The sequence below is a fragment of the Uliginosibacterium aquaticum genome, from assembly GCF_012972705.2.
In the GTDB taxonomy this organism is placed as follows: domain Bacteria; phylum Pseudomonadota; class Gammaproteobacteria; order Burkholderiales; family Rhodocyclaceae; genus Uliginosibacterium; species Uliginosibacterium aquaticum.
The window spans coordinates 87551-112626 of the sequence record NZ_JABCSC020000001.1 but is presented as its reverse complement, the minus strand read 5'-3'; the positions used below and the strand labels follow the sequence as shown (position 1 = coordinate 112626).

Below are 25076 nucleotides of genomic sequence, written 5' to 3'. Positions count from 1 at the left end.
GCGCCCGGCTCAGGCCCTGGCCAGGGCAATCAGGCCGATGGCCAGGATCGCCAGCCCGATCGCCACACGATTGAGCCGCGAGAGGCGCTCGCCGAAGGCCAGCACGCCCACCAGCGTGCCCAGCACAACCACGCCGATGTTCATGCTCGCAAACACCACCGCTGGCTGGCTGGCCAGGGCGCGGTGAGCCTGCACATAGAACAAGATGTTGCCGAAATTGAGCGCCCCCAGCAGCAGGCCGGCTGCGCCATTGCGCAGGGTGAGCCGCCCCTGCCCCGTTTTTTGCCCGCGCAAAGCGCGGATCAGCAGCCAGCTCGCCATACCGACAAAGGCCAGAGCAAAGCTGACCTGCAAGGACGCAGCAAAAGGCGTTCCGGCGGCGGCAATATGCTTGAGCATCACGTCGACCAGCGCAAAGCCAGCCCACACCGTAAGCAGCAGCGGCCAGGCCGCGCCGCCTTCGCTCGCCGCGCTGCGCTGCGGCCGCCACACAATCCCCAGCACAGCCAACAGGCCCAGCCCCAGCCCGGCCAGCTTGAGCAGGCTGGCGGTTTCACCAAAGAGCAGGAAGGCCGCCAGCAGGGACAAGAGCAAGGACAGGCGCTGAGCGATATCGGTCAGCACGATGCCGGCACGGCGCACGCTCGCCGCCAGTACCAGGAACAGGGTCGGCAACACCACGGCCAGACCCAGCAAGGAAAGCCAGGGTGCGCCCGGCTGCTGCAGGCTGCTCAGCGAAGGCTGGAGCAGAAACCAGCACAGCACGGATGCCGCCAGATAATTCCAGCCAACCGCCTGGGCTACATCAATTTCATGGCGCCGGGCGAGCTTCAGCAGCACGGCGACAAGCACGCTGCAGGTGGCAGCGAGAAGAACGTAAAGCATGGCGGTGCTTCCGGAACACGGGGGTCGCCATTGTGCCGCAGAGTGCGGCCAATGGATCTGGCTCAAGGCGCGGATGAGGACAGAACCCGTCTTCCGCCAGCGCGCTTAAAATGCCGGCCTGCACAGCCTGGAACCTTTCAGGCGCCGTCACGCCAACCAATACAGGTAATCGCACCATGGGCGCTCAGTGGAAAGCCAAACATAAAGACATCGCCGCCAACGTCAAAGGCAAGATTTTCGGCAAACTGGTCAAGGAAATCCTCGTCGCCGCGCGCGGCGGTGCCGACCCGGCGATGAACTCGCGCCTGCGTCTGGCCGTGGAGCAGGCCAAGAAGGCTTCCATGCCCAAGGACACGCTGGAACGCGCGATCAAACGCGGCGCGGGTCTCACCGACGAGCCGGTCAGCTTCGAACACGTCATCTACGAAGGTTTCGCCCCGCATCAGGTTGCGGTGATGGTCGAGTGCCTCACCGACAACGTGCGCCGCACCGCGCCAGAAATGCGCGTGCTGTTCCGCAAGGGCCAGCTCGGCACCTCCGGCTCGGTGGCCTGGGACTTCGATCACCTGGGCATGATCGAAGCCGAAGCAGTCAAGGCCGGCGTCGATCCGGAAGAAGCCGCCATCGAAGCCGGCGCGCAGGATCTGGAGGCTGGTGATGAGGCGGGCACAACCCTCTTCTATACCGATCCGACCGAGCTCGATCTGGTCAGCAAGGCGCTCGCCGGTCAGGGCTTCAACGTGCTCTCGGCCAAGCTCGGCTACCGCCCCAAGAACCCGGTCAGCGCTTCCAGCCTGAGTGCCGAAGCGCTGGAGGAGGTCGAAGCCTTCCTCGCCGCCATCGATGAAAACGACGACGTGCAGAACGTTTACGTCGCGCTGACGGACTGAACCTCGCCGGCTCTGTCACCACCTCAGGGGCCGCATTTGCGGCCCCTGTGCATTGCAGCGCCGCGTCTTGCCGAGGGATCAAAGTCTTTGCTTGCTGCATCCGGACAAACGATGCGCGGCCTCGCGCTGACGCGGCATACTGACCTCATCGCAGCAGACAGGAGAAGCACGATGCGCATCGCAGTTTTCGACACCCATCCTTACGATGAACGCGCCCTGAGCGAAGCCAACGCCAGTGGCGCCCATCAGCTCGAATTCTTCGAAGAGCGGTTGCACGACAAGACCGTGGAACTCGCCGCCGGCTTCGACGCCGTCTGCCCCTTCGTGAATTGCCGCCTCACCGAGCATGTGCTGCAGCGTCTGGCGGAGCTGGGTGTACGCCTGGTGGCCCTGCGCGCGGCCGGTTTCAATGGCATTGACATCGCCGCTGCCGAGCGCGCTGGGATCGTCGTGGCACGCGTGCCGGCCTACTCGCCGGAAGCCGTCGCCGAGCACGCCTTCGCGCTCCTCCTGACCCTGGTACGCAAGACCCACCGCGCCTACAACCGCGTGCGCGAGCAGAATTTCTCGCTCGACAATCTCGAAGGCTTCACCCTGCATGGCAAGACCTACGGCTCGCTCGGCGCCGGTCGCATCGGCCAGTGCGCGATGCGCATCGCCAGGGGTTTCGGCTGCAAGCTGATCGCCTACGACCCCTACGAAAATCCTGCCATCGCGGCCGAGATCGGCTTCGAATATGCGAGCCTGGAACGCGTGCTGGCCGAGGCCGACGTGATCTCGCTGCACCTGCCGCTCACCGAACAGAGCCACCACATCATCAATGCCGCCGCACTGGCGCAGACCCGGCGCGGCGTGATTCTCATCAACACCTCACGCGGTGGCCTGATCGACACGCCAGCGCTGATCGAAGCGCTCAAGAGCGGCCAGGTCGGCGGCGTGGGGCTGGATGTGTATGAAATGGAGGAAGGCGTGTTCTTCCACGACCTCTCCGATCGCCCACTGCAGGATGACCAACTGGCCCGCCTGATGACCTTCCCCAACGTGCTGATCACCTCTCACCAGGGCTTCCTCACGCGTGAGGCCCTCAACGCCATCGCCCAGACCACGCTCGCCAGCGCCAGCGCCTTCGAGCGCGGCGCAGAAGTGATCAACCGGGTGCGACTGGGTTAGAGGTCTTTGCCGCCGGCCCGGTGTCAGCCAGGCTCTGGATCCGCGTCAGCAACTCAGGCTGGGGGTAGAACTCGTAGGCATTGCCGCGCTTGCCCTTGATGAACAGCCCGAGAGACTCCAGGTCCAGCAAGTCGGCACGTGCCGTCTGATAGACCACGCCGTGCGTGTTCTGGTGCGCATCGATGCGCAGCGGCGTAGACGGGTGTTTCAGGGCGCTGCGCAGCAAGGAAATCTGCCGGTGGTTCAGGCGGAAGCGCAGAAACGGAGACTTGTCCGTCAGCAACTGCTCGGTATCCTGCTGCTCGCGGGTCTTGCGCGCAATGTAGGCGTGCAGGGCCGTGATCGCCCGGCGGATGGTGCCCAGCTGATGAATCAGGAAGTAGCTGGTGTCGCCATGATCCGTTTCGGTATGCAGATAGGCTCGCACATACCGGGCGGGCGCCTGCTTGATGATGTGCGAGATCGACACGAACTCCATCAGCCAGTAGCCGCTGCGCGCCATCGCCCAGTAGAACAAGGCGCGCGCCGTGCGCCCGTTGCCATCCACAAAGGGATGGTCATAGCCCAGCATGAAGTGCAGCAGGATTGCGCGCAGAACCGGATGCACGAAGGGCTGGCTGTTCTCGTCAGCATTGGCAAACGCGCACAGCGCCTCCAGCCGGCCGGGCAGCTCGCTGAAATCCGGCGGGGTGTGGAGCGTGCTGCCATCGCGCTGATCGATGACCTGCACATCATTGCCACTGCGCAAACGCCCGGCATCCTCCGGGCTCTCCAGGGTATCAACCGTCAGCAGGCGGTGCAGGTCCAGGATGCGCTGTGGCGTGATCGGCTCATCGCGCAGCTCCCGCAGGTATTCCATCGCCCGGTAATTGTTGAAAATCATCTGCTCGCCATGGTCCCGCGGCTGACGCCCTTCGCGCAGCATGTCTGCGGCCACCTTGCGGGTGGTAGCCGCACCTTCCAGCTGACTGGAAGTAATGGCCTCCTCGATCAGTGAAGCAAGCAGATAAGGCTGCCGGTTCTCATGGATCGGCGCCCCCTCCGGCGCCCGGATCTGGCCGGCCGCATCCCGGTCAATATGATGCAGATCGATCAGGACAGGCTGGGGGGTCGCAAACCGGAACGGCTGTCCCTGCACATCCAGCAAGGGCAGTTCATACAGCAGGGGAGCCCGCCCAAGACAGGTCGCCGCCCACCACTGCTCATGATTCAGGCCCTCAGGCGGCCTGCGATAGCGCAGATCCTCCCGATGCAGATAGCGCCCTGCTGGCAGCGGATTGGCGTGCTGAGCAATCAGCGCCAGATCCTCAGGCCGGGCCAGCGAAGCAAATACATCCTTGAGTGCGGGAGGCGTGCGAGGGATGCGCATTTTCTACTAATTCAAATTTAATTTAGTAGAAAGTAGCAACTCACTCCGGCAATGTCTACTAATCATTAATTAAATTAGTATGAATTGACCTCTGCGCACGGTGCCCCCTGATTTGGAGTTGTTCCAGACAATTAAAGTCGAAAACAAGAGGCGGAAAGCCTTGTCCCGTGGGTGTTTCGTGCGTTCAATCCAGACGGAAATGGGCGAACGCAGCCAACTCGTAAGCGGCGCGCATGTCGTGCTCAGCGTCAGCCGCGACGCCAACGGCAAACTGACGAGCGAACGCCTCACCGTCGGCAAGGATGGCAGCACGCCTATGTGAGCCCCGACTCAGCGTCCCCCACGCCATACCGGCCCAAGCCATTTCGGACGCCGCCATCAGCGCACCGATATAGCCGTGCGGATGCTGCACACCCTCGGCGCTCAGCGCGCTGATCGGCTCGATACCGATATGGGCCGTGGAATCGAGCTGCACGCCCATGGCCGGCTGCACCGCTCACCTGATGCACGGCACGCCGGAAGCGAAGCGCCAGCGCGAAGAGATGGGCTTTCACGAAGGCTGGGGAATCTGCTTCCAGCAGCTCGAAGACTACGCCTGCAATCTCGTCTGAGTCGGCCCTCAGAAGCTGATCACGATCTGTAGCGAGAGGCCGTTCAGCAAGGGAAGAGCTGCACAGGAACCGGAGTTTATGTTGATCAATGAGGATTCCGAGCTGCGCATGAGCCCTGATCACGGCCTCGCAGTAAGATCGGGAACAGCTTCTCAGAAAAAACGGGCTTGTCGTCGGGCGCACGCTGCATCCTTTTTTTACACCCATGCCATCAAGCGTACGCCTTCAGCGGTCGTAGTTTCCAGCAGTGCGGAGGGGTCTCCAACCGCCTGTGAGGAACGCTGCCTGCATGAATCCGCCCGCCATCCGATCGACTGCGTCACGCTGCCTTGCTGTCCTGCTTGCCCTGCTTTGCCCGCTACTGGCGCTGCATGCCGTGCCCGCCGTCGCCAAGGGCACGCGCGCGGGCAGCGCACAGGCCCGCCCCGCCCCCGCCCGGCAGTACGACAGCCAAGGGCGCCATACCGGCCGCATCGATGCCGACGGCCGCCGTTACGACAGCCAAGGGCGCTATCAGGGGCGCACTGATCTCCAGAGTGGTCGCATGTACGACAGCCAGGGCCGCTACATAGGCAAGACCGATGCTGCCGGCCGCTTCTACGACGCACAGGGCGTGCACACCGGCCGCATCGATGCCAGCGGACGCATCTACAGCGCACAAGGCGTCTATCAGGGCCGCGTCGATGCCGATGGCCGGCAATACGACGCGCAGGGGCGCTACACCGGCCGCCTCACGTCCGACTCCCCCGCTGCGCCCTCGCCCAACCCGCCAGCGCCTGGCGACAGCAACGCCGCCCGCACGCGTGCCACCCAAGTCGAGCAGAGCCGGCAACTCAGCCCCTCGACCTTTTGCACTTACGGAGACGCCGACTGTGCGCGCCCCTGATGCCGCTCGCCTGCTGGCCTGCTGCATCGCGGTGGCCGCATCGCCCGCGGCCCTGGCGCAAACCCTGCCGCATCGTGAGCTGAGCGAAAAGGAGGTCCAGTACCTCGAAGCCTTTGAAGCGCCCGGCGTAATTTTCAATGAACGCCTGTGCGACCCGCCGCTCAGCAGCATGAGCAAGCTGTGCACACAGTTGCCGCTGGACTACGACCAGCCCTTCACGCACTTCCCCGTCGCCCTGCGCTTCTTCGACCCCTCGCGGCCGGAAACGCTCGCCGCCGAGCGTCTCGCCAATCGGCGCGGCGATTCGAACGACGATCTCACCCAGCCCAACTTCTTCCTGCTCGGCGCCAGCCATGCATTGGTGAGCGACAACGCGCGCGGCGAAACCGAATACCGCGTGCAGCCGCTCGACAGCATCCCGGTGCTGAAGGCTGGCGAGCAGTACAACAGCACGCTGGCCATTGCCCGCCAGCGCGGCGGTGGTTTCCTCAACCTGCAACAGCGCGTGGTGGTGCCGTCCGACACCGTGATCTACCGCCCGCGCCCGAGCATGCGCGGCGTCGAATGGCGCCAGTGCATGGGCGAAACCGCAGCGCTGGTGCCGGCGCACACCACCGGCAAGATTCCCAACAGCCATCACTACAAGGGCGGCGGCGACTGCGGCGCACGCTACGTGGTCAAGCTCTGGGGGCAGCGCAGCCAGCGCGAGGTGACCTCCTACATCTTCCGCCACAGCGTCAATTTCAACGTCGGCGAGTACTACCGCACTCTCAGCCAGAGCTGGCGCATCGGCCCCAAGGATCCACCCGGCTTCTACACCTTCGAATGGTGGTACGCCGGCAAACTCCTCAGCCGCACCCGATTCGAGGTGAAACCATGATCCGCGCCCTGCTTGCGGCCCTCTTGCTGCTCGCCAGCCACAGCCACGCACTCACCCTGGTGCCGGAAGAGGAATACGATAGCGGCCGCGTCTTCGACACCAACAGCCCGCGCTCACAGAAGATGCAGCGCATCCTGTGCTTCGGGCGCGACCCCAACTACTGCGCCAGCCTCGACGCTCCGCCGCGCTACTACGGCTTCAACTTCCGTTGCGACTGGCCGCCGGTGTTCCCCGAGCGCGTCACCCCCGATGACCGCCCCGACCGGCGCGGGCTCTTCCTGCCCGGCAAGGCGCTGATTGTGGGCGAAGCCTCACGCGGGCAGACCTGCCTCTTCGAGCTGCAACTCGCCCTGCCGCCCTCTTTCCTTGGCACCAAGGATCAGGACGACCTCATGGCCTGGGTGGAATGGGAGTTCGAGAAAGCCCCGATCCCCGGCCTCAAGGGCCAGCGCGATGGCAAGAAAGTCATGCTGCCGCTGTTCATCGTCAGCAAACGCGATGGCTCGCACATGAAGTCGCCGTGGGACGGCTCGCGCAGCATCACCTACGACGGCATCACGCGCGCCAAGCAGTCCCAGGAGATGAGCCTCCTGCCCAGCCGCGTCGACACCCCGCCACAGAAGAGCTGGATCACCGTGATCATCAACGGGCAGGTGCTGGAGAAAGCCGAAGTGCCGCTCACAACGGAGCCACTGCGCTGGCAGATTTACGACTGGCGTAGAAAGAACGGCGAGGTCATCGAGCGGCGGCACGGCGGCTGAGCCGTTTGCCACACCAGGCAAACGCGCGGGCCTGGCTGCGCGCCATCGCGGCCCGCACCCTCTCAACCCGGCTGCAGGCTGCGTTCTGCGCGCAAGTGTTCGACCAGCAGATCCACCAGCGCGCGCACCTTCGCTGAGGCTTGCCGCCCCTCGCGGTGGATCACGTGGATCGGCATCGGCGGCGGCTCGTGCGCGGCCATCACGATCCGCAGCGTGCCTTCCGCCACTGCGCTGGCGACCTGGTAGGAGAGCAGGCGCGCGATGCCAGCACCACGCACCGCGGCTGCGATGGCAGCGTCATTGTTCGTCACGGTGAGGCGAGGGCGGATGCGCACTGCTTGTTCCGCGCCTTCCAGCCCGAAGCGCCATTCCACCATGGGGCTCACGCTCGTTGCCGCGATGATCTGATGCGCCGCGAGCTGTTGCGGCTCGGTGGGTTCGTCGTGTTGTGCGAGATAGTCCGGCGCGGCACACAGCACGCGCCGGATCTGCCCCACGCGCAGCGCCTTGAAGCTCGCATCCGGCAGATTGCCGATGCGTACGCCAACATCCACGCCTTCTTCCACCAGGTTCACCACGCGGTCCAGCAGCAGCGCGTTTACCTCGGTTTCCGGATAGCGCGCGAGGTACTCCACCACGCAGGGCATCACATGCAGGCGGCCGAATGAAACGGGTGCCGTGATCGTCACATGGCCACGCGGCGCAGCATTCACGCCGGCGGCGGCTTCGTCCGCTTCATCCGCCGCCGCGATCACGCGCCGCGCATCGTCCAGATAGCGCTGCCCGGCTTCGGTCACGCGCACGTAGCGTGTCGTGCGGTTGAGGAGCTTCACGCCCAGATGCCCCTCCAGCGCGGCAATCGTGCGCGTCACCGCAGGGGGCGACATCGCCAGCCGCCGCGCTGCCCGCGCGAAGCTCTCTTCCTCAGCCACCGCCACGAAGACACCCATGCTCAACAGTCGGTCCATGCCGCGCTCTCTGTATTCCAATAAGTAGAATTATAAATTGCAAAACATGGATATTCTTCAATCTGGTGGAACTTGGAAGAATGCACTCCATCCGCTGCACACGGTGTGCAACGGCAAGCATGCCAACCCAAGGAGAACCACCATGTCACGCATCAGCATCCCCTCCTTCGAACAATCCCAAGCCGCTTCCCGCCCCCTGCTGGACGCTGTCCACAAGCAACTGGGCGTCGTGCCCAACCTGATGAAGCTCGTCGGCCACAGCCCGGCCGCGCTCGAAGGCTACCTCTCGCTCAACGGCGCACTCGCCAAGGGCGCACTGTCCGCCCCGCTGCGCGAGCGCATTGCGCTGGCCATCGCCGAATACAACGGCTGCGATTACTGCCTCTCGGCCCACAGCTACCTCGCTGCCAATCTCGCCAAGGTCAGCGCGGCAGAAATCGACGCCGCACGTGACGCGCACTCCAGCGACGCCAACACCGCCGCTGCGCTGAAGTTCGCACATCGCGTTGCGGCCGAGCGCGGTCGCGTCAGCGATGGTGATCTCGCCAGCCTGCGCGCCGCCGGCTTTGTTGAAGCAGAAGTCGTCGAGATCGTGCTCAACGTCGCGCTCAACGTGCTCACCAACTACATCAACAACGTCGCGCAGACCGATGTCGATTTCCCGCTTGTGTCACACAAGTGATTTCGCACAAGGCTGTTTGATTGCCGCCCCGGCGCAGGCCGGGGCGCTTTCCCGAAGAAAGGATTCAACATGACTGACATCACCCTCTACACCTCGGTTAGCTGTCCCTACTGCCATGCGGCAAAGGCATTGCTCACGCAGCGCGGCCTCAACTTCACCGAGATCGACGTCAGCACCAACGACGCCGCACGCGCCGAAGCGCAAGCCCGCAGCCAGCGCCGCACCGTGCCGCAGATCTTCGCGGGCGAGCAGCACATCGGCGGCTTCGACGATCTGCAAGCCTGGTTTGCAAGGCAGGGCTGAGCTATGCCACGCGCATTCGCCGACATCAGCTTCACCGACAGCGTGCGCGCCGCGCAGACGCGCTATGGCAGCCGCGCGCACATGGCAGGCTTCGAGCGTGCCTCCGACCCGCGCAACACCCTGCGCGAAGCCGACATCGCCTTCATCAGCACGCGCGACAGCTTCTATCAGGCCACAGTCAGCGAAAACGGCTGGCCCTACGTCCAGCATCGCGGCGGGCCGGCCGGCTTTCTGCGCGTGCTCGACGCACGCACGATTGGCTATGCCGACTTCCGGGGCAATGCGCAGTACCTCAGCGTGGGCAACCTGAACGCCGACGAGCGCGTCTCACTGATCCTCATGGATTACGCAGGCCAGCGCCGCCTCAAGCTGTGGGGACTGGCCCGCATCGTGCATGCCGAGGACGCGCCCGAAGTCATGGCGCAGCTCGCCCTGCCCAACTACCCTGCAGCAGTCGAGCGCGGTGTGCTGATCCACATCGAAGCCATCGAGTGGAACTGCCCGCAGCACATCACCCCGCGTTTTACCGAAGCCGAACTCAAACCCATGCTGGCGCCCTTGCTCGACGAACTGCAGCAACTGCGCGCGCAAGTCGCCAGCCTTCAAGCCTCACAGGAATCGAAACCATGAACACCGTCGACCGCCCGCCCCTGCCCCCCTTCACCGAAGACAGCGCGCGCCAGAAAGTGCGCCTCGCCGAAGACGCCTGGAACGGCCGTGATCCCGAACGCGTGGCACTGGCCTACACACCGGACAGCCAGTGGCGCAACCGCAGCGAATTCCCGCGCGGCCGCGCCGAGATCGAAGCCTTTCTGGTGCGCAAGTGGGCGCGCGAACATGAGTACCGCCTCATCAAGGAACTCTGGGCCTTCACAGCCAATCGCATCGCCGTGCGCTTCGCCTATGAATGGCACGACGAGGGCGGCAACTGGTTCCGCTCCTACGGCAACGAAAACTGGGAATTCGATGAACACGGGCTCATGGCCAAGCGCTACGCCAGCATCAACGATCTGCCGATCAGCGCAGCCGAACGCAAGTTCCACTGGCCACAAGGTCGCCGGCCGGACGATCACCCCGGCCTGAGCGAGCTGGGGCTCTGAGCCTCACCCCGGCGGCAGGCTCGCCAGCCGCGCCAGCAAGGTGTCCAGCTGCGCCTTGAGCTGGCGCGCCTCATCGAGCGGATAGCCCACCTGCTGGTAGAGCTTCGCCGGCACACAGGCACAGTCCCGCCGCAGCGCCTGCCCGGCTTCGGTGAGGGCGATGGTGACCACGCGCTCGTCATGCGCCGCGCGGCTGCGCTGCACCAGGCCCTGCTGCTCCAGGCGCTTGAGCAGCGGCGTGAGCGTGTTCGAGGCCAGCAGCGCGCGCTCGCCGATACGCGACACCGAGCAGGGCGACTCCTCCCACAGGATCATCAGCACGATGTACTGCGGGTAAGTCAGGCCCAGCGGCTCCAGCAACGGCTGATACAGGCGCGTCACCAGGCGCGAAGCGGCGTAGAGCGGAAAGCACAGCTGCTGCTCCAGGCGCAGCGGATCGCCCGGCAGGGTCTCGCTCATGCCGCCAGCCCCAGGGCGCGACGCACTTGTGCTTCAAGCGCCGCCGGCTTGGTGATCGGCGCAAAACGCTTGATCGGCCGGCCATCGCGACCGATCAGGAACTTGGTGAAATTCCAGCGGATCTTCTGCCCGAAGATCCCCGGCAACGCGCTGCGCAGCCAGGCAAACAGCGGATGGCTCTGCCCACCATTCACATCCACCTTCTCGAAGATCGGAAAGCTCACCCCATAGTTGATCAGGCAAGTCTGCTCAATGTCCTTCACCCCGCCCGGCTCCTGCTGGCCAAACTGGTTGCAGGAAAAGCCGAGAATCTCCAGCCCATGCTCGCGGTACTTCTGGTACAGCGCCTCCAGCCCGGTGTATTGCGGCGTGAGACCACACTGGCTGGCGGTATTCACCACCAGCACCACCTTGCCGGCGTAGCGGCTGAAATCGACGGGCTCGCCACGCAGGCTGCGGGCACTGAATTGATGAAAGCTGCTCATGCTGGACTCCGGAGTGATCTGGGGGGAACTTAAATCTTTTACGATTAAATCGTGTGCGACTTATATTCGCGCTTTCCGACCCGCTCTGTCAATCGCCGCCAGCAGATCAAGCGGGCGGATCACGTTTCTGGCGCGAGCCCCGCTTTGACGGGACTGCGCCAACGCGCAGAGCCGCCTGATCTCTCGACCTGCAAGAACGACAAAAAGGGGCCGCGAGGCTAATACCGCTCATTTAGGCGCATGGCATGCCGGAAGCGGCAGGATTCTTCTTGCGATCATGGCGTTCCAAGGTGGTGCGACACTTGATTCAACGACCATTACCGAAAGCGACTTCGGCCCCACCCCCGCCTGGGTTACATGACATCCAGCCCGGCGTAGGGCGGAGTGCAAACTCCGCCGCTTTGATCAACGCATGCGGTGGAGTTTCACTTCACCCTAAGACTGCGCCGTACGCGGTGGTTTGGAGTGCCCGCCCCCAAGGCTGGGCCGCACACGGCGTTTCATTTCCTGCCCGGTTCGCCGCTTACACCCCGAAACCGAAGCAGCGCATGCTCAGGGTGCCGCTGTGAAAGCCGGTGAAGAGCGTCTCTGCCGCTTCATCGCGACCGGCCGCGCCCAGCGCGTAGAGCATCGGAAAGTAATGGTCAGGCGTGGGCACGGCCATGCTCACGCTGGCGTCCAGCCGGGTGTAGTCGAGAATGCGTTTGTCTTCCCGCTGAGCGAGCGCAGCAGCATAGGCCTCATCGAAGCGTTGGGCCCAGTCCTGCGAGGCGCGCATCGCCTCAGGCTGGTTGCGCTGGGTGGCGCGCAGGTTGTGCACGATGTTGCCGCTGCCGATGATCATCACCCCCTGCTGGCGCAGGGCGGCCAGCTCGCGACCGAGCTGGTAGTGGAATTCCGGCCCCCTGGCGTAATCGATGGACAGCTGGAAGACCGGAATCTTCGCTTCCGGATACAGGTGGTGCAGCACGGTCCAAGTGCCATGATCCAGCCCCCACTCCTCGGTCGCCACCACCTTCACGCCCTTCACCGCGCGGATCGCTTCGCGTGCAAGCCGGGGCGAGCCCGGTGCCGGGTATTCCATGGCGTGGAGTTCGGCCGGGAAGCCACCGAAGTCGTGAATCGTCGGCGGGCGTTCGGCCACGTTCACCGCTGTCACGCCGGGCGAGAGCCAGTGCGCAGACACCACCAGCATCGCCTTCGGCGCCGGCAGCTTCTGGCCCAGCGCGTTGAGGCTGCGGGTAAAGGCATTTGCGTGGATCGCATTCATCGGGCTGCCGTGGCCGATGAAAAGCACCGGCGCAGGCTTGAACTTTTCGCCCTTGCCCGAGGGCTTGCCTTGCGTGGCCGCCCAGGCGCCCAGGCTGTGGAGAGCGGTGAGCGTGCCGAGCGCCGAGCCCTGAATCAGGAAGCGGCGACGTTGGGAATCGGGGTGGCGGGAATGGCTCATGCTGATCCTGCAGATTCAAAACCCCATTGATACCCGCCCCAGCCCAGAGGTTCCAGCCGCGCCCCGCAAAAGCCCCTCCCGGCTTCCGCAACAATCCGAGTGCCCGGCGTAGGGCGGAGTGCAAACTCCGCCAGCCTGATCAACGCACTCCGTCATACAGGGGAAAACATCCGGTGCGGTTTGCACCGCACCCTACACTCCGACGTACGCGGTGAGTCGCGGAGCGTCGCCGGCCGCAGGAACATCTCAGGACTTCTTGCGAAGTCTGGAACGCATGATCACTACGCTGGCGTGACTTGAGCATGCCACTGGAGCTGCGAACAGGCGCTTTCGACCCGATGCGGACGGTCGGAGAATTGAAAACGGGCGTTCAGGCGTAGGGCGGAGTGCCAACTCCGCCACCTCGATCAACGCATGCGGTGGAGTTTCACTCCACCCTACGACTGCGCCGTACGCGGTCATGTGACATCCATGCGCAAAGCCCCTACCGAGCTTGAACATGCATTCTCGACGCCATCGTACAAAGAGCAGCGAGGCCAAGAACAGTTCGTTTTGGTACGCTGAACGCATAACAGGCAGCATGTCTTGAATCCACTCTATGCATCGGAGGCATTTTGAGAGCCGTACGACTGGTCGCGCATTGTTTGATAGGACTTGCCCCTGTCTTGGTAAGTGTAGTTCGGGCTGATGAAGTGCTTCGCTTTGGTGCGCCGGTGAAAGCCAGAGTACAGCAGCAGGACAACTTGCTGGTCTTGTCGCCAGAGCCGCCAGCGCGGGAACTAGCACAGGGCGCTGAAGTCATTCTGGTGTCCGGCTACGAGCCGCCAAAGGGAGCAGTGCATGTCAATATCGACCGGCCTGGCGCGAAGGTCTTGCTGGTCATGACAAGCTACGAACAAATCAATTGGCGGGTAACTGCTTCGCCCAAGACCTCAATCGTGGCGATTCTTGTTGGTGGATATCACCCATCTACCGTTTCGACAACGCTGCAGACGCAAGGCTATATGGTGAAACTTCCGTATGCCTACGAAACCGAAAACGTGAAATTCAGAGAGCTGCTTGTACGCTTGAACCAGCTGTTCGGCATCGAGCAACTGAGTGCCTTCCGGGGCAGCTACACGCTGCCAGCCGTTATCAACTTGGCGGCTCCTGATGCCCCGCGTGCCGAGCTGACCATGCAAGGACCGCAGCCCAAGGTTTCCAAGTCGAAATTCACGTTTGGGCTTCTGACGCGGGACTACGGCAGGACGCACTGGACAGTATCGGGCCCACTAAATGGCGGCAAGGATACCTACGTGAGTGAGGGGAAAATTGCCGTCTCGGAATCAGGAGATCGTGCTTTCAGATTGAGAGGGGATCAACTTGAGTCGGTGGATATCCCGACAGGGCAAGCCACCAGCATCGCCCTGCCACCCGACTTTCCACGGTTTTCGTGGGCGATGGACCTCGCCTACGACAGCAAGCGGAATGTCGTTTCGATTGTCACGCTCGGTGGCGAAGGCTTTCTTTACCGCTTCGATGCACGCAATCGAGAATGGCTCGACTATCGGTCCGTCAATAACGTCGATATTTTCTCGTTGAGCTATGACGCGAAGGCGGATCGCTATGTAGCCTGGACGGACCAAGGCAGCCTGCTATTCATCTCCGGCACGGGCGATGCGTTGTTTGCCAAGCCGGTTATATCGCGCCTAGAAGGTTTCGGTCGTGTCTATGACCGCGGCAATGGTCGACCGCCCAGGCTGCAAATCGCAGCAACCGGGGATGACATTGCGCTGGTCTACATCGTCGATGGCGGGGTGAGAAACATCTGGCATTACAACCTCAGAACCGACGCTGCCGCGCTGACATATTCGCGAAACTGAGCCCACGCGGTGTTGAGCGCACATCCGCGAAATACGTGGGCACACCGCGCCCACCCTACAGATAAAGCAAAGGGACCTCACGGCCCCTTTGTCATTTCATAAATCAGCACGAATCAAAGAATCGGCGCCAGCCACCGCTTCGCCTCGCCTTCACTGAAGCCCGCCCGCTGTGCCCAATCCTTCATCTGATCTTCCCCGATCTTGCTCACCGCAAAGTAGTGCGCTTCCGGATGCGCCAGATAGAAGCCTGACACGGCCGCCGCCGGGTACATGGCGAAGGTTTCGGTGATCTCCAGGCCGATGGCTTCCTGCGGGTTCAGCACCCGGAAGATCTCGCCTTTGGCGGTGTGATCCGGGCAGGCCGGATAGCCGGGAGCGGGACGAATGCCGCTGTATTGCTCGGCGATCAGGGCGGCTCCGTCGAGCGTCTCGGCAGGGGCATAAGCCCAGTATTCCTTGCGCACGCGCTGGTGCAGCCATTCGGCTGCGGCTTCCGCAAAGCGGTCAGCAATGGCCTTGAGCATGATGGCGTGATAGTCGTCGTGCTCGGCTTCATAGGCGGCGATGCGCGGCTCCAGACCACGCCCGGCGCTCACGGCGAACATGCCGACCCAGTCCGCCACACCAGAATCACGATCCGCAATGAAGTCGCTCAGGCAGTAGTTGGGCTTGCCGGCAGGTCGTTCGTGCTGCTGGCGCAATCCGTGCCACTTGGCGATCACTTCGCCACGTGATTCGTCGCCATAAACCAGCACGTCATCCTGATGCGCAGCGGCGGGAAAGAGACCGAAAACGGCGTGCACTTCGATCCAGCGCTGCTCGATGGCGCTCTTGAGCATGGCCTTGGCATCACGGAAGACGTTGCGTGCGGTTTCGCCCACGATCTCGTCATCCAGAATCGCCGGGTAGGCGCCGGCCAGATCCCAGGTCTGGAAGAAGGGGCCCCAGTCGATGTACTGCTCGAGCGTGGCGAGATCGATGTTGCGCAGGCGCTGGATGCCGGGGCGTGAGGGCTTGGCCGGCACATAGCTGGCGTCGCTGTTCCACTTGTAGCGGTTGGCGCGTGCGGCTTCGAGCGAGACCAGCTTCACGCCGCTCTTGGCGGCATGCTGAACGCGCAGCTTTTCATAGTCCGCCGCGATTTCGGCGACATAGCTTTCGCGCTGATCGATGGAGAGCAGGCTGGTGACCACGCCCACCGCGCGCGAAGCGTCCGGCGTGTAGACCACCGGGCCGTCGTAGTGCGGCGCGATCTTGATCGCGGTATGGGCGCGCGAAGTGGTGGCGCCACCGATCAGCAGCGGCACCGCGTTTTCACCACCAAAACCGAGGCGCTTCATCTCGCTGGCGACATGGGCCATTTCTTCAAGCGAAGGCGTGATCAGGCCGGAGAGGCCAATGGCCTGCGCGCCATGCTCTTTCGCCGCGGCGAGAATCTTGTCGCAGGGCACCATCACGCCCAGATCCACGACTTCGTAGCCGTTGCAGGAGAGCACCACGCCGACGATGTTCTTGCCGATGTCATGCACATCGCCCTTCACGGTAGCCATGATGATCTTGCCCTTGGCGGCCGCGCCGGTGCGCTTCTTTTCTTCCTCGATATAGGGAATCAGATGCGCGACGGCGGACTTCATCACACGGGCGGATTTGACCACCTGCGGCAGGAACATCTTGCCCGCGCCGAAGAGATCGCCCACCACCGACATGCCGGCCATCAGCGGGCCTTCGATCACCGCCAGCGGCGGCTTGCCCTCGGCAAACAGCTTGGCGCGGACTTCCTCGGTGTCTTCCACCACGAACTGGGTGATGCCCTTCACCAGCGCATGCGACAGGCGCTCTTCGACCGGCCATTCGCGCCAGGCGAGATCCTGCACGTTTTCCTTGGCCTGGCCCTTCACGGTCTGCGCGAATTCAACCAGGCGCTCACCGGCTTCCGGATGGCGGTTGAGCACCACGTCCTCCACCTTATCGCGCAGCTCGGGGGCGAGATCGTCATACACGCCCAACTGGCCGGCATTGACGATGCCCATGGTGAGTCCCGCCTTGATGGCGTGGTAGAGGAACACGGTGTGGATCGCTTCGCGCACCGGGTCGTTGCCACGGAAGCTGAAGCTCACATTGGAAACGCCGCCGCTGGTCTTGGCGTGCGGCAGATGGGTGTGAATCCAGCGCACGGCTTCGATGAAGTCGACCGCGTAGTTGTTGTGCTCTTCGATGCCGGTGGCAATGGCGAAGATGTTGGCGTCGAAGATGATGTCTTCAGGCGGGAAGCCGATGGTCATCAAGAGATCGTAGGCACGCTTGCAGATCTCGGTCTTGCGCGCATAGGTGTCGGCCTGGCCCTGCTCGTCAAAGGCCATCACCACGGCGGCCGCACCGTATTTCATGCACAGGCGGGCGTGATGCAGGAAGGCTTGCTCGCCCTCCTTCATGGAAATCGAGTTGACGATGCCCTTGCCCTGGATGCACTTGAGGCCAGCTTCGATGATCTCCCACTTGGAGGAGTCGATCATGATCGGCACGCGCGAGATGTCCGGCTCGGAGGCGATGAGCTTGAGGAAGCGCTCCATCGCGGCCTTCGAGTCCAGCATGGCTTCGTCCATGTTGATGTCGATGACCTGGGCGCCGTTCTCCACCTGCTGGCGGGCCACGGCCAGCGCGTCGTCGAAGCGCCCTTCGATGATCATCTTGGCAAAAGCGCGCGAGCCGGTGACGTTGTTGCGCTCGCCGACGTTCACGAACAGGCTGTCCTTGCCGATGAAGAAAGGCTCCAGACCCGACAGGGCCTGCCTCACTTCGAGCTCGGGAATGGCGCGCGGGCGGATCTGCGCCACCGCCTCACTCACGGCCTTGATATGTGAAGGCCGGGTGCCGCAGCAACCGCCTACAATATTGAGGAAGCCAGACTCGGCCCAGTCCTTGATGTCTGCCGCCAGTTGCTCGGGCGTTTCGTCGTAACCGGTAGGCGCCAGCGGGTTCGGCAGGCCGGCATTCGGGTGGGCCGACACAAAGGTATCGCAGACGCCGGAAAGCTCGGCCACGTACTGACGCAACTCCTTGGCGCCGAGCGCGCAGTTGAGGCCGAAGCTGATCGGCTTCACATGCTTGAGCGAGTTCCAGAAGGCGGTGGCAGTCTGACCCGAGAGCGTGCGGCCCGAGGCATCGGTGATGGTGCCGGAGATCATCACCGGCAACTTGCGGCCCAGATCATCGAAGAGCTTGAGCACGGCGAAGATCGCGGCCTTGGCATTGGCGGTGTCGAACACCGTTTCGATCAGCAGCAGATCGGCGCCGCCTTCCATCAGAGCCTTGGCCGAGTCGTAATAGTCATCGACCAGCTCGTCGAAGCTGACGTTACGGTAGCCGGGGTCGTTCACATCCGGCGAGATCGAGAGGGTGCGCGAGGTCGGGCCGATCACGCCGGCGCAGTAGCGCGGCTTGTTAGGTGTCTTTGCGGTGAATTCGTCGCACAGCTCACGCACCAGACGCGCGCCAGCCACGTTGATCTCATACGCGAAGTCCTGCAGGCCATATTCGGCTTGCGACACGCGCGTGCCGTTGAAGGTGCAGGTTTCGATGATGTCCGCACCCGCTTCCAGATACTCGCGGTGGATCGCGCCAACCACGTCCGGACGGGTGAGCACCAGCAGATCGTTATTGCCCTTCAGATCCTTGTTGTGCGCAGCAAAGCGGCTTCCCCGGTAATCGGCTTCGGAGAGCTTGTATTGCTGGATCTCGGTGCCCATGCCGCCATCCAGAATCAGGATGCGTTCACGGAGCAGGGCGTTGAGTTCTTGGCTGCGGTCGGCTTGCATGAGTCACTCTCCAAAGCGTTCAACGCTTCGGGCAAGCCGGGGATGGACGGGGGAGTTCTGGCTCACCGGCAATCCGCACGAGTTCTGCACGAAGCGGTGAGCGCCGTTGAATCTGGCCTGCGCCAAAGAGAGGCGGCAGGTTCCGAGCCTGGGATTGCGGGAAAAACCCGGCAGTCTCGCAGCGCTCCTCGGAAGGGACTGAATTATAAGGGCGAACGCTCGGGCTGACCAGCCAGCCGGGCTTCGGAAGCAGGCCGCTCGAGGCGGATCCGGCTGCGCCGCACCTCCTGAAGAATACCCTCTGCACCAAAGTGGGCATCGATCTGCCAGTTTGCGGGGCGCCGCACATCCAGCGGCCAGTGCCAGACCTCCCCTCCAGCAATATGTTCGGTGCGCGCCGGCCGCCCCATCTGGCGTCGCACCTCGTCGCGGCTCATGCCCTGTCGCAGGGCATCCACACTGGCCTCGGTCAGCACCTGCTGCAGGCTCAGGAGCACCCCGCTGGGAGCCAAACGGGCCATGAAATTGCCCCCGCCCTGCGTCACCCGGGCGAACTCCATCTGCAGGCTGCCATCCCGCTCAGACCACACCATGCTGGGCTGTCCGAGCTGCTCAAGCAGTTGCGGCAAGGTCGTCTTGCCCGGTTCCACACTGGAGCTGCCAATACAGGCAGCCAGCAGGCTGGCAAGCAACAGCAGAAGGGTGGATTTGAACATCGACGGCTTATCCCGCAGGGCTACCCAAGCAGCCTAGTTGGCACGCCAGTCAGCGCCAATTCTCGTATTCCCCTGCGGCGTGGGTGCGCTTCTTGCATACGGAGCAGTCTGGCCCCGTGTGGGCTTGCCCGCTCGCTTATTTGTGTAACATGCCTCCGGGACATACCGCCCCGGTCGGAGACAAGCCAGCGGCCCCGGAACTCATCATCCACTCTGGAGAATGTTCGAAATGAAGAAGACCTTGATTGCACTTGCAGTACTTGGCACCACCAGTGGCCTTGCACAGGCTCAGGAAGTCGTCGTGAAGATCGGCCACGTCGGTCCGCTCACCGGCAACATCGCCCACCTTGGCAAGGACAACGAAAATGGCGCCCGCCTCGCGGTCGAGGAGTACAACACCAAGGGCATCACGATCGGCGGCAAGAAGGTGAAGTTCGAGTTGGTCGGTGAAGATGACGCCGCCGACCCGAAGACCGGCAACATCGTGGCTCAACGCCTGGTGGATGCTGGCGTTAAGGGTGTGGTCGGCCACCTGAATTCGGGCACCACGATTCCCGCTTCGCGCATTTACAACCAGTCCGGAATCCCGATGATTTCGCCCTCGGCGACCAATGTGACGCTGACCCAGCAGGGCTTCGCGAACATCTTCCGCACCATGGCCAACGATGCTCAACAAGGCAGCGTGATCGGCAAGTACGCGGCCAGCAAGCTCGGCAAGACCGTGGCCATCATCGACGACCGCACCGCCTACGGCCAGGGCCTCGCCGACGAAGTGGAAAAGGGTGTGAAAGCGGCAGGTGGCAAAGTCACTTCGCGTGAATTCACCAACAACCAGGCCACCGATTTCATGGCCATTCTCACCAAGATCAAGGCTCAGAAGCCGGACGTGATCGTCTACACCGGCATGGATGCCCAGGGCGGCCCGATGCTCAAGCAAGTCAAGGCACTGGGCATCCCGGCCAAGTTCGTGACCGGCGACGGCGGCTGCACGCCCGAGTTCATCAAGCTGGCGGGTGACGCCATGTCTGAAGCAGCCTTCTGCACCCAGGCCGGCCTGCCGCTGGATCAGATCGCCGACAAGACCTTCAAGGATCGCTTCAAGAAGCGCTTCGGTGCCGACGTGCAGATCTACGCGCCGTATTCCTACGATGCTGCCGCTGCACTCATCGAAGGCATGAAGGCCGCCAACTCGGCCGAGCCTTCCAAGTACCTGGCTGCCCTCAAGAAGGTGCAGTTCAAGGGTGTGACCGGCGAAGTGGCCTTCGATGAGAAGGGTGACACCAAGTTCGGCGCCATCACCATGTACCAGTACAAGGCTGGCAACTGGGTCGCGCTGAAGTAAGCCCGACCACACACGAACGGGGCGCCGCCGGCGCCCCGTTTTCTTAGGCGCAAACTCTTGTCGCAGCGCATTGACACATTGTTCGAACTCCGGACAATGCGCAGCCGTACGGCAAATCCCATGCCTTGTCTATAACTTTCGACTTACGCCCGGATCATGGAAACCCTGCTCCAGCAAATCGTCAATGGCCTCGTGGTAGGCAGCGTGTATGCGCTCGTCGCCCTCGGCTACACCATGGTCTACGGCATCCTCGGCCTGATCAATTTCGCGCACGGTGACGTGCTCATGGTCGGTGCCCTGGTTGCCCTGCAGGTTGTACTCTTCCTGCAAAAAGCCTTTCCCCTGCTCGGGGCTGTTCCCACCCTGCTGATCGCCCTCACGGTGGCGATGGCGGTGTGCATGGCACTCGGCTACATCATCGAACGCACCGCCTACCGGCGTCTGCGCAACGCACCGCGCCTGGCGCCGCTGATCACCGCGATCGGCGTGTCCTTCCTGCTGCAGACGCTGGCCATGATCATCTGGGGGCGCAATTACCACAGCTTCCCGCAGCTGATCACGACCACTCCGCTGCAGCCGGTGGAAGGCGTGTTCATTACGCCCGTGCAGATCATCATCCTGGTCAGCTCTGCCCTGCTGATGACCGGCCTGATCCTGCTGGTGAACAAGACCCGGCTCGGCCGCGCCATGCGTGCCACCGCAGAGAATCACCGCGTAGCCAGCCTGATGGGCGTGGATACCAACAAGATCATCGCCACCACCTTCATCATCGGTTCAGCCCTGGCCGCCGTAGCTGGCGTGATGTTCTCGTCCAACTACGGTGTGGCGCATTACGCGATGGGCTTCACGCCAGGTCTGAAGGCCTTCACCGCAGCGGTACTGGGTGGCATCGGCAACCTTGGTGGCGCGATGGTCGGTGGAGTGGTGCTGGGCCTGGTGGAATCCATCGGTGCCGGCTACCTCGGCTCGGCTACCGATCTGTGCCACTTGCCAAGCTGGGCGCAAAGCGCCTCGCTGATCGAGACCTGCGCCAACGGTGGCAGCTTCGAGCTGCTGTCCTCGAACTATCAGGACATCTTCGCCTTCGTGATTCTCGGCATCGTGCTGATCTTCCGCCCCACCGGCCTGCTCGGTGAGCGCGTATCCGATCGCGCCTGACCCCATTCTTTACGGAACCTTCTTATGTACGAACTTGCTGAAGCAGTTCCCTGGCTCGGCAGCCGCAACCCGCGTGCTGCACGCGGCGTGGTGCTGGCGCTGATGCTGATTGCCCCCATGATCGCCTTGTCGGCGGGCAATACCTGGGTGCGCATCCTCGACTTCGCCCTGCTCTACGTGATGCTTGCGCTGGGCCTGAACCTGGTGGTGGGCTTTGCCGGTCTGCTCGATCTGGGCTACATCGCCTTCTACGCCGTGGGCGCCTACACCTGGGCCTTCTTGGCCTCGCCGCACTTTGGCCTGCACCTGCCGTTCTGGATCGTGCTGCCGGCCGGTGCCGGCTTCGCGGCCCTCGCTGGCCTGATCCTCGGTGCACCGGTGCTGCGGCTACGGGGCGACTATCTCGCCATCGTCACGCTGGGCTTCGGCGAAATCGTGCGCATCTTCATGAACAACCTGAACCACCCGATCAACATCACCAACGGGCCACAGGGCGTGAACATGCTCGATTCCCTGAGCCTGTTCGGCTGGGACATCTCGCGCCACATCCAGATCACGGATGACTTCAAGATCAACTCGCTGGTGCTGTTCTATTACGTGTTCCTGCTCTGCGTGGTGGGCTCAGTGATCGTGATCCGGCGCCTGCAACTGTCGCGCGTGGGCCGTGCCTGGGCTGCGATTCGTGACGACGAGCTGGCTGCCAAGGCCATCGGCATCAATGTCCGCAACATGAAGCTGCTGGCCTTCTCGATGGGCGCCACCTTCGGCGGCGTGGCCGGCGGCCTGTTCGGCAGCTTCCAGGGCTTCGTGTCACCGGAATCCTTCTCGCTGATGGAATCCATCGCCATCCTGACCATGGTGGTCTTCGGCGGCATGGGCAACCTCGGCGGCGTGATCCTCGGCGCCATCGCCCTCTCGCTGCTGCCCGAACTGCTGCGCAGCGTGGCCCTGCCGGTGCAGCAAGCCCTGTTCGGCCATGTGATCCTGGATCCGGAAGTGCTGCGCATGCTGCTGCTCTCGCTGGCCATGATTTTCATGATGTTGCTGCGCCCGGCCGGCCTGCTGCCTGCCCATGCCCGCTACTCACGACCAGAACTCGCCGGCGCCGGGAGGATCACTGAATGAGCATCACCCTTCTTGAAGCCCAGAACATCGGCAAGCGTTTCGGTGGCCTCACCGCGCTGTCGGACGTCTCGCTGACCATCCGCAAGGGTGAGGTGTACGGCCTGATCGGCCCCAATGGCGCCGGCAAGACCACCTTCTTCAACGTACTGACCGGTGCTTACACGCCTAATGGCGGCGAGTTCATCTTCGCCGGCAGCGAGCTGCCCACCGGCAAGCCGCATGAAGTGGTAGCGCGCGGCATCGCACGCACCTTCCAGAACATCCGTCTGTTCCGCGAAATGACCGCCCTGGAAAACGTGATGGCCGGCCACCACCTGCGCTCGGATTCGAGCCTGTGGGGCATCCTCACCCAGAACCGTCACATGCGCGAAGAAGAGCGCCTGATCACCGAGCGTGCCTTCGAGATGCTGCGTTACGTGGGCATCGAGCGCCACGCCACCACGCTCTCGCGCAACCTCTCCTACGGCGATCAACGTCGTCTGGAGATCGCCCGCGCACTCGCCACCGAACCGCAATTGCTGGCGCTGGACGAACCGGCCGCCGGCATGAACGCCACCGAAACCTCGCAACTCCGCGACCTCATCTCCACGATCCGCCAGGACGGCGTCACCGTGCTGCTGATCGAACACGATGTGAAGCTGGTGATGGGCCTGTGCGATCGCGTCGCGGTGCTGAACTTCGGCAAGAAGATCGCCGAAGACGTACCGGCCGAAGTGCAGAAGAATCCGGAAGTGATCGAAGCCTATCTGGGAAGCAGCCATGCCCACTGACAACACCATCCTCGAACTCAAGGACGTGCAGATCGCCTACGGCCAGATCCAGGCCGTGAAGGGCATCGACTTTCACGTCAGCACCGGCGAGCTGGTGTGCCTGATCGGTGCCAACGGCGCCGGCAAGACCACCACCCTGAATGCCATCTCCGGCACCCTGCCGATCAAGAGTGGCGAGATCCGCTTCGCCGGGCAGGACATCAGCAAGCTGCCGGCCCACCTGCGCCTGCGCCAGGGCCTCGCCCTGGTGCCGGAAGGCCGCGGTATCTTCACCCGCCTTACGGTGGAAGAAAACCTGCGCATGGGTGCCTACACACGCGACGACAAGGAAGCCATCGAGCAGGATCTCGAGCGCGTCTACAGCATGCTGCCGCGCGTGAAGGAACGTCTGGCCCAGGTTGCCGGCACCCTCTCCGGTGGCGAACAACAGATGGTGGCGATCGGCCGCGCGCTGCTTTCGCGCCCCAAGCTGCTGCTGCTGGATGAGCCTTCGATGGGCCTCGCCCCGCTGGTGGTCGAAAAGATCTTCGAAGTGATCCAGACCGTGGTGAAGGAAGGCATGAGCATCCTGCTGGTGGAGCAGAACGCCAACCTCGCGCTGGAATTTGCCAGCCGCGGCTATGTGATGGATGGCGGCCGCATCACCCTGGCCGGCTCGGGCAGCGAGCTGCTGAACGACCCGGCCGTGCGCAGCGCCTACCTCGGCGAAGCCTGATAGCCACCCAGCCCGCGTGCCTCGGCGCGCGCGGGCTGCGACGCAGCGGCCGGGCGCAAGGTACGCGTCTCATAGCCACGTGCCCGGGCGCTGCACACCGTAGGTTCGGGCGGGAAAGCCGGATTGGCACTGAGGATGTAGAGCTCGGAAACCTGCAAGGCGACCAGCAGGGCTTCGAAAGCCGCATTGTCGAAAGCATCTTCACTGCTCACCGTGAACATCAGCAGATGCCCCTCGGCGTTGGCCTCACCGTGCGGATGCCGGCCGAGCAGGCTACTCACCACGCTCATGATCAGGCTCTCGGTCTGCTGTACGGTAATCACCGGCAAACCCAGCGCCATCGCCGCCTCGATATGCGCCTCGACCTGCGCGATGCTCTGCGCCAGATGGCCCTCGCGCGCCGTCAGCACCACCAGCGCGCCGCGTGACTGACGATAGGGCCGGATCTGGCGCAGGCGCAGCGGCGACTGGCAATACGCCCGCCAGCCCAACCACAGGGCCAGGCACAACAAACTCACAGTCAGGATCCGGGGCAGCAGTTCGATCATGATGATCAGCAAGGAGCTTCCTGCTGCCATTCAAGCCGCGCTTTGCCCCCGGCGCCATGATCTGCCTCGGACGGGCAGTGCCACCTGCAAGGCAGGCACAGCGTGCAAAGCCAGCGCTCAAGCGCC

At 63.3% G+C, this 25076-nt stretch carries 26 protein-coding genes and 1 riboswitch; of the genes, 16 read left to right on the top strand and 10 right to left on the bottom strand.

The window, feature by feature from the left end; all coding sequences use genetic code 11:
- Positions 1–9: 9 nt before the first annotated feature.
- Positions 10–885 carry an EamA family transporter gene (locus tag HJ583_RS00550; RefSeq protein ID WP_170019582.1) on the bottom strand — a complete coding sequence of 292 codons (876 nt, stop codon included), beginning with the start codon at positions 883–885 and terminating at the stop codon, positions 10–12.
- 176 nt (positions 886–1061) lie between these two features.
- Between HJ583_RS00550 and HJ583_RS00545 the strand changes: the two genes are divergently transcribed.
- Together HJ583_RS00545 and HJ583_RS00540 are read left to right on the top strand one after the other, a co-directional pair.
- Positions 1062–1775: a YebC/PmpR family DNA-binding transcriptional regulator gene (locus HJ583_RS00545; RefSeq protein ID WP_170019580.1), complete on the top strand. Its 714-nt coding sequence runs from the start codon at positions 1062–1064 to the stop codon at positions 1773–1775.
- A gap of 171 nt (positions 1776–1946) precedes the next feature.
- On the top strand, positions 1947–2945 hold the full coding sequence (locus HJ583_RS00540; protein ID WP_170019578.1) for a 2-hydroxyacid dehydrogenase: 999 nt from the start codon (positions 1947–1949) through the stop codon (positions 2943–2945).
- Here HJ583_RS00540 and HJ583_RS00535 read toward each other — a convergent pair.
- Together HJ583_RS00535 and HJ583_RS00530 are read right to left on the bottom strand one after the other, a co-directional pair.
- Positions 2923–4314: a Fic family protein gene (locus HJ583_RS00535; RefSeq protein WP_170019576.1), complete on the bottom strand. Its 1392-nt coding sequence runs from the start codon at positions 4312–4314 to the stop codon at positions 2923–2925. The genes HJ583_RS00540 and HJ583_RS00535 overlap by 23 nt on opposite strands.
- 184 nt (positions 4315–4498) lie before the next feature.
- Positions 4499–4789 carry a hypothetical protein gene (locus tag HJ583_RS00530; RefSeq protein ID WP_170019574.1) on the bottom strand — a complete coding sequence of 97 codons (291 nt, stop codon included), beginning with the start codon at positions 4787–4789 and terminating at the stop codon, positions 4499–4501.
- A 4-nt stretch (positions 4790–4793) separates the two neighbouring features.
- On the opposite strand from HJ583_RS00530, the gene HJ583_RS19220 reads away from it, so the two are divergent.
- The 4 genes from HJ583_RS19220 to HJ583_RS00515 all read left to right on the top strand — a co-directional run bounded on the left by HJ583_RS19220 (position 4794) and on the right by HJ583_RS00515 (position 7452).
- Positions 4794–4925: an SRPBCC family protein gene (locus HJ583_RS19220; protein ID WP_268968123.1), complete on the top strand. Its 132-nt coding sequence runs from the start codon at positions 4794–4796 to the stop codon at positions 4923–4925.
- Between the two features lie 289 nt (positions 4926–5214).
- On the top strand, positions 5215–5811 hold the full coding sequence (locus tag HJ583_RS00525) for a 5-fold beta-flower protein (protein ID WP_173863635.1): 597 nt from the start codon (positions 5215–5217) through the stop codon (positions 5809–5811).
- The gene (locus HJ583_RS00520; RefSeq protein WP_170019572.1) at positions 5798–6691 is read left to right on the top strand and encodes a hypothetical protein; all 894 of its coding nucleotides are present in this window, start codon (positions 5798–5800) and stop codon (positions 6689–6691) included. The genes HJ583_RS00525 and HJ583_RS00520 overlap by 14 nt, the downstream gene beginning before the upstream one ends.
- On the top strand, positions 6688–7452 hold the full coding sequence (locus tag HJ583_RS00515; RefSeq protein ID WP_170019570.1) for a hypothetical protein: 765 nt from the start codon (positions 6688–6690) through the stop codon (positions 7450–7452). The genes HJ583_RS00520 and HJ583_RS00515 overlap by 4 nt, the downstream gene beginning before the upstream one ends.
- A gap of 62 nt (positions 7453–7514) precedes the next feature.
- Here the strand turns inward: HJ583_RS00515 and HJ583_RS00510 are convergent, their stop codons facing one another.
- Positions 7515–8420 (bottom strand): LysR family transcriptional regulator, encoded by a 906-nt coding sequence (locus tag HJ583_RS00510; RefSeq protein WP_170019568.1) that lies wholly within the window; start codon positions 8418–8420, stop codon positions 7515–7517.
- 142 nt (positions 8421–8562) lie between these two features.
- Here HJ583_RS00510 and HJ583_RS00505 point away from each other — a divergent pair, with 142 nt between their 5' ends.
- The 4 genes from HJ583_RS00505 to HJ583_RS00490 all read left to right on the top strand — a co-directional run bounded on the left by HJ583_RS00505 (position 8563) and on the right by HJ583_RS00490 (position 10505).
- Positions 8563–9102, top strand: coding sequence for a carboxymuconolactone decarboxylase family protein (locus HJ583_RS00505; RefSeq protein WP_170019566.1), 540 nt, complete (start codon positions 8563–8565; stop codon positions 9100–9102).
- 69 nt (positions 9103–9171) lie between these two features.
- A complete protein-coding gene (grxC, locus tag HJ583_RS00500; protein WP_170019564.1) occupies positions 9172–9405 on the top strand; it encodes a glutaredoxin 3 in 234 nt (77 codons plus the stop codon).
- A 3-nt stretch (positions 9406–9408) separates the two neighbouring features.
- On the top strand, positions 9409–10035 hold the full coding sequence (locus HJ583_RS00495; RefSeq protein WP_170019562.1) for a pyridoxamine 5'-phosphate oxidase family protein: 627 nt from the start codon (positions 9409–9411) through the stop codon (positions 10033–10035).
- The gene (locus HJ583_RS00490; RefSeq protein WP_170019560.1) at positions 10032–10505 is read left to right on the top strand and encodes a nuclear transport factor 2 family protein; all 474 of its coding nucleotides are present in this window, start codon (positions 10032–10034) and stop codon (positions 10503–10505) included. Before HJ583_RS00495 ends, HJ583_RS00490 begins: the two co-directional genes overlap by 4 nt.
- Positions 10506–10508: 3 nt before the next feature.
- Here HJ583_RS00490 and HJ583_RS00485 read toward each other — a convergent pair whose 3' ends face one another.
- The 3 genes from HJ583_RS00485 to ygiD form a co-directional block, all read right to left on the bottom strand.
- Positions 10509–10964 carry a MarR family winged helix-turn-helix transcriptional regulator gene (locus HJ583_RS00485; protein WP_170019558.1) on the bottom strand — a complete coding sequence of 152 codons (456 nt, stop codon included), beginning with the start codon at positions 10962–10964 and terminating at the stop codon, positions 10509–10511.
- The gene (locus tag HJ583_RS00480) at positions 10961–11449 is read right to left on the bottom strand and encodes a glutathione peroxidase (RefSeq protein WP_170019556.1); all 489 of its coding nucleotides are present in this window, start codon (positions 11447–11449) and stop codon (positions 10961–10963) included. Before HJ583_RS00480 ends, HJ583_RS00485 begins: the two co-directional genes overlap by 4 nt.
- A gap of 523 nt (positions 11450–11972) precedes the next feature.
- Positions 11973–12899 carry a 4,5-DOPA-extradiol-dioxygenase gene (ygiD, locus tag HJ583_RS00475; protein ID WP_170019554.1) on the bottom strand — a complete coding sequence of 309 codons (927 nt, stop codon included), beginning with the start codon at positions 12897–12899 and terminating at the stop codon, positions 11973–11975.
- A 713-nt stretch (positions 12900–13612) separates the two neighbouring features.
- Here ygiD and HJ583_RS00470 point away from each other — a divergent pair.
- Complete coding sequence (locus tag HJ583_RS00470; RefSeq protein WP_170019552.1) at positions 13613–14761, top strand: hypothetical protein; 1149 nt, start codon at positions 13613–13615, stop codon at positions 14759–14761.
- Between the two features lie 113 nt (positions 14762–14874).
- Here HJ583_RS00470 and metH read toward each other — a convergent pair whose 3' ends face one another.
- Together metH and bamE are read right to left on the bottom strand one after the other, a co-directional pair.
- Positions 14875–18576 carry a methionine synthase gene (metH, locus tag HJ583_RS00465; RefSeq protein WP_170019550.1) on the bottom strand — a complete coding sequence of 1234 codons (3702 nt, stop codon included), beginning with the start codon at positions 18574–18576 and terminating at the stop codon, positions 14875–14877.
- A gap of 91 nt (positions 18577–18667) precedes the next feature.
- Positions 18668–18772: riboswitch (S-adenosyl-L-homocysteine riboswitch) on the bottom strand.
- Positions 18773–18779: 7 nt separating this feature from the next.
- On the bottom strand, positions 18780–19292 hold the full coding sequence (gene bamE, locus HJ583_RS00460) for an outer membrane protein assembly factor BamE domain-containing protein (protein ID WP_170019548.1): 513 nt from the start codon (positions 19290–19292) through the stop codon (positions 18780–18782).
- A 229-nt stretch (positions 19293–19521) separates the two neighbouring features.
- Here bamE and HJ583_RS00455 point away from each other — a divergent pair, with 229 nt between their 5' ends.
- The 5 genes from HJ583_RS00455 to HJ583_RS00435 all read left to right on the top strand — a co-directional run bounded on the left by HJ583_RS00455 (position 19522) and on the right by HJ583_RS00435 (position 24402).
- Positions 19522–20634, top strand: coding sequence for a branched-chain amino acid ABC transporter substrate-binding protein (locus tag HJ583_RS00455; protein ID WP_101942246.1), 1113 nt, complete (start codon positions 19522–19524; stop codon positions 20632–20634).
- Between the two features lie 156 nt (positions 20635–20790).
- Positions 20791–21792: a branched-chain amino acid ABC transporter permease gene (locus tag HJ583_RS00450; RefSeq protein WP_170019546.1), complete on the top strand. Its 1002-nt coding sequence runs from the start codon at positions 20791–20793 to the stop codon at positions 21790–21792.
- A gap of 24 nt (positions 21793–21816) precedes the next feature.
- The gene (locus HJ583_RS00445; RefSeq protein ID WP_101942118.1) at positions 21817–22917 is read left to right on the top strand and encodes an ABC transporter permease subunit; all 1101 of its coding nucleotides are present in this window, start codon (positions 21817–21819) and stop codon (positions 22915–22917) included.
- The gene (locus tag HJ583_RS00440) at positions 22914–23687 is read left to right on the top strand and encodes an ABC transporter ATP-binding protein (RefSeq protein ID WP_101942119.1); all 774 of its coding nucleotides are present in this window, start codon (positions 22914–22916) and stop codon (positions 23685–23687) included. The genes HJ583_RS00445 and HJ583_RS00440 overlap by 4 nt, the downstream gene beginning before the upstream one ends.
- The gene (locus tag HJ583_RS00435; protein WP_101942120.1) at positions 23677–24402 is read left to right on the top strand and encodes an ABC transporter ATP-binding protein; all 726 of its coding nucleotides are present in this window, start codon (positions 23677–23679) and stop codon (positions 24400–24402) included. Before HJ583_RS00440 ends, HJ583_RS00435 begins: the two co-directional genes overlap by 11 nt.
- Here HJ583_RS00435 and HJ583_RS00430 read toward each other — a convergent pair.
- A complete protein-coding gene (locus HJ583_RS00430) occupies positions 24384–24980 on the bottom strand; it encodes a cysteine hydrolase family protein (protein WP_170019544.1) in 597 nt (198 codons plus the stop codon). The genes HJ583_RS00435 and HJ583_RS00430 overlap by 19 nt on opposite strands.
- Positions 24981–25076: the final 96 nt, after the last annotated feature.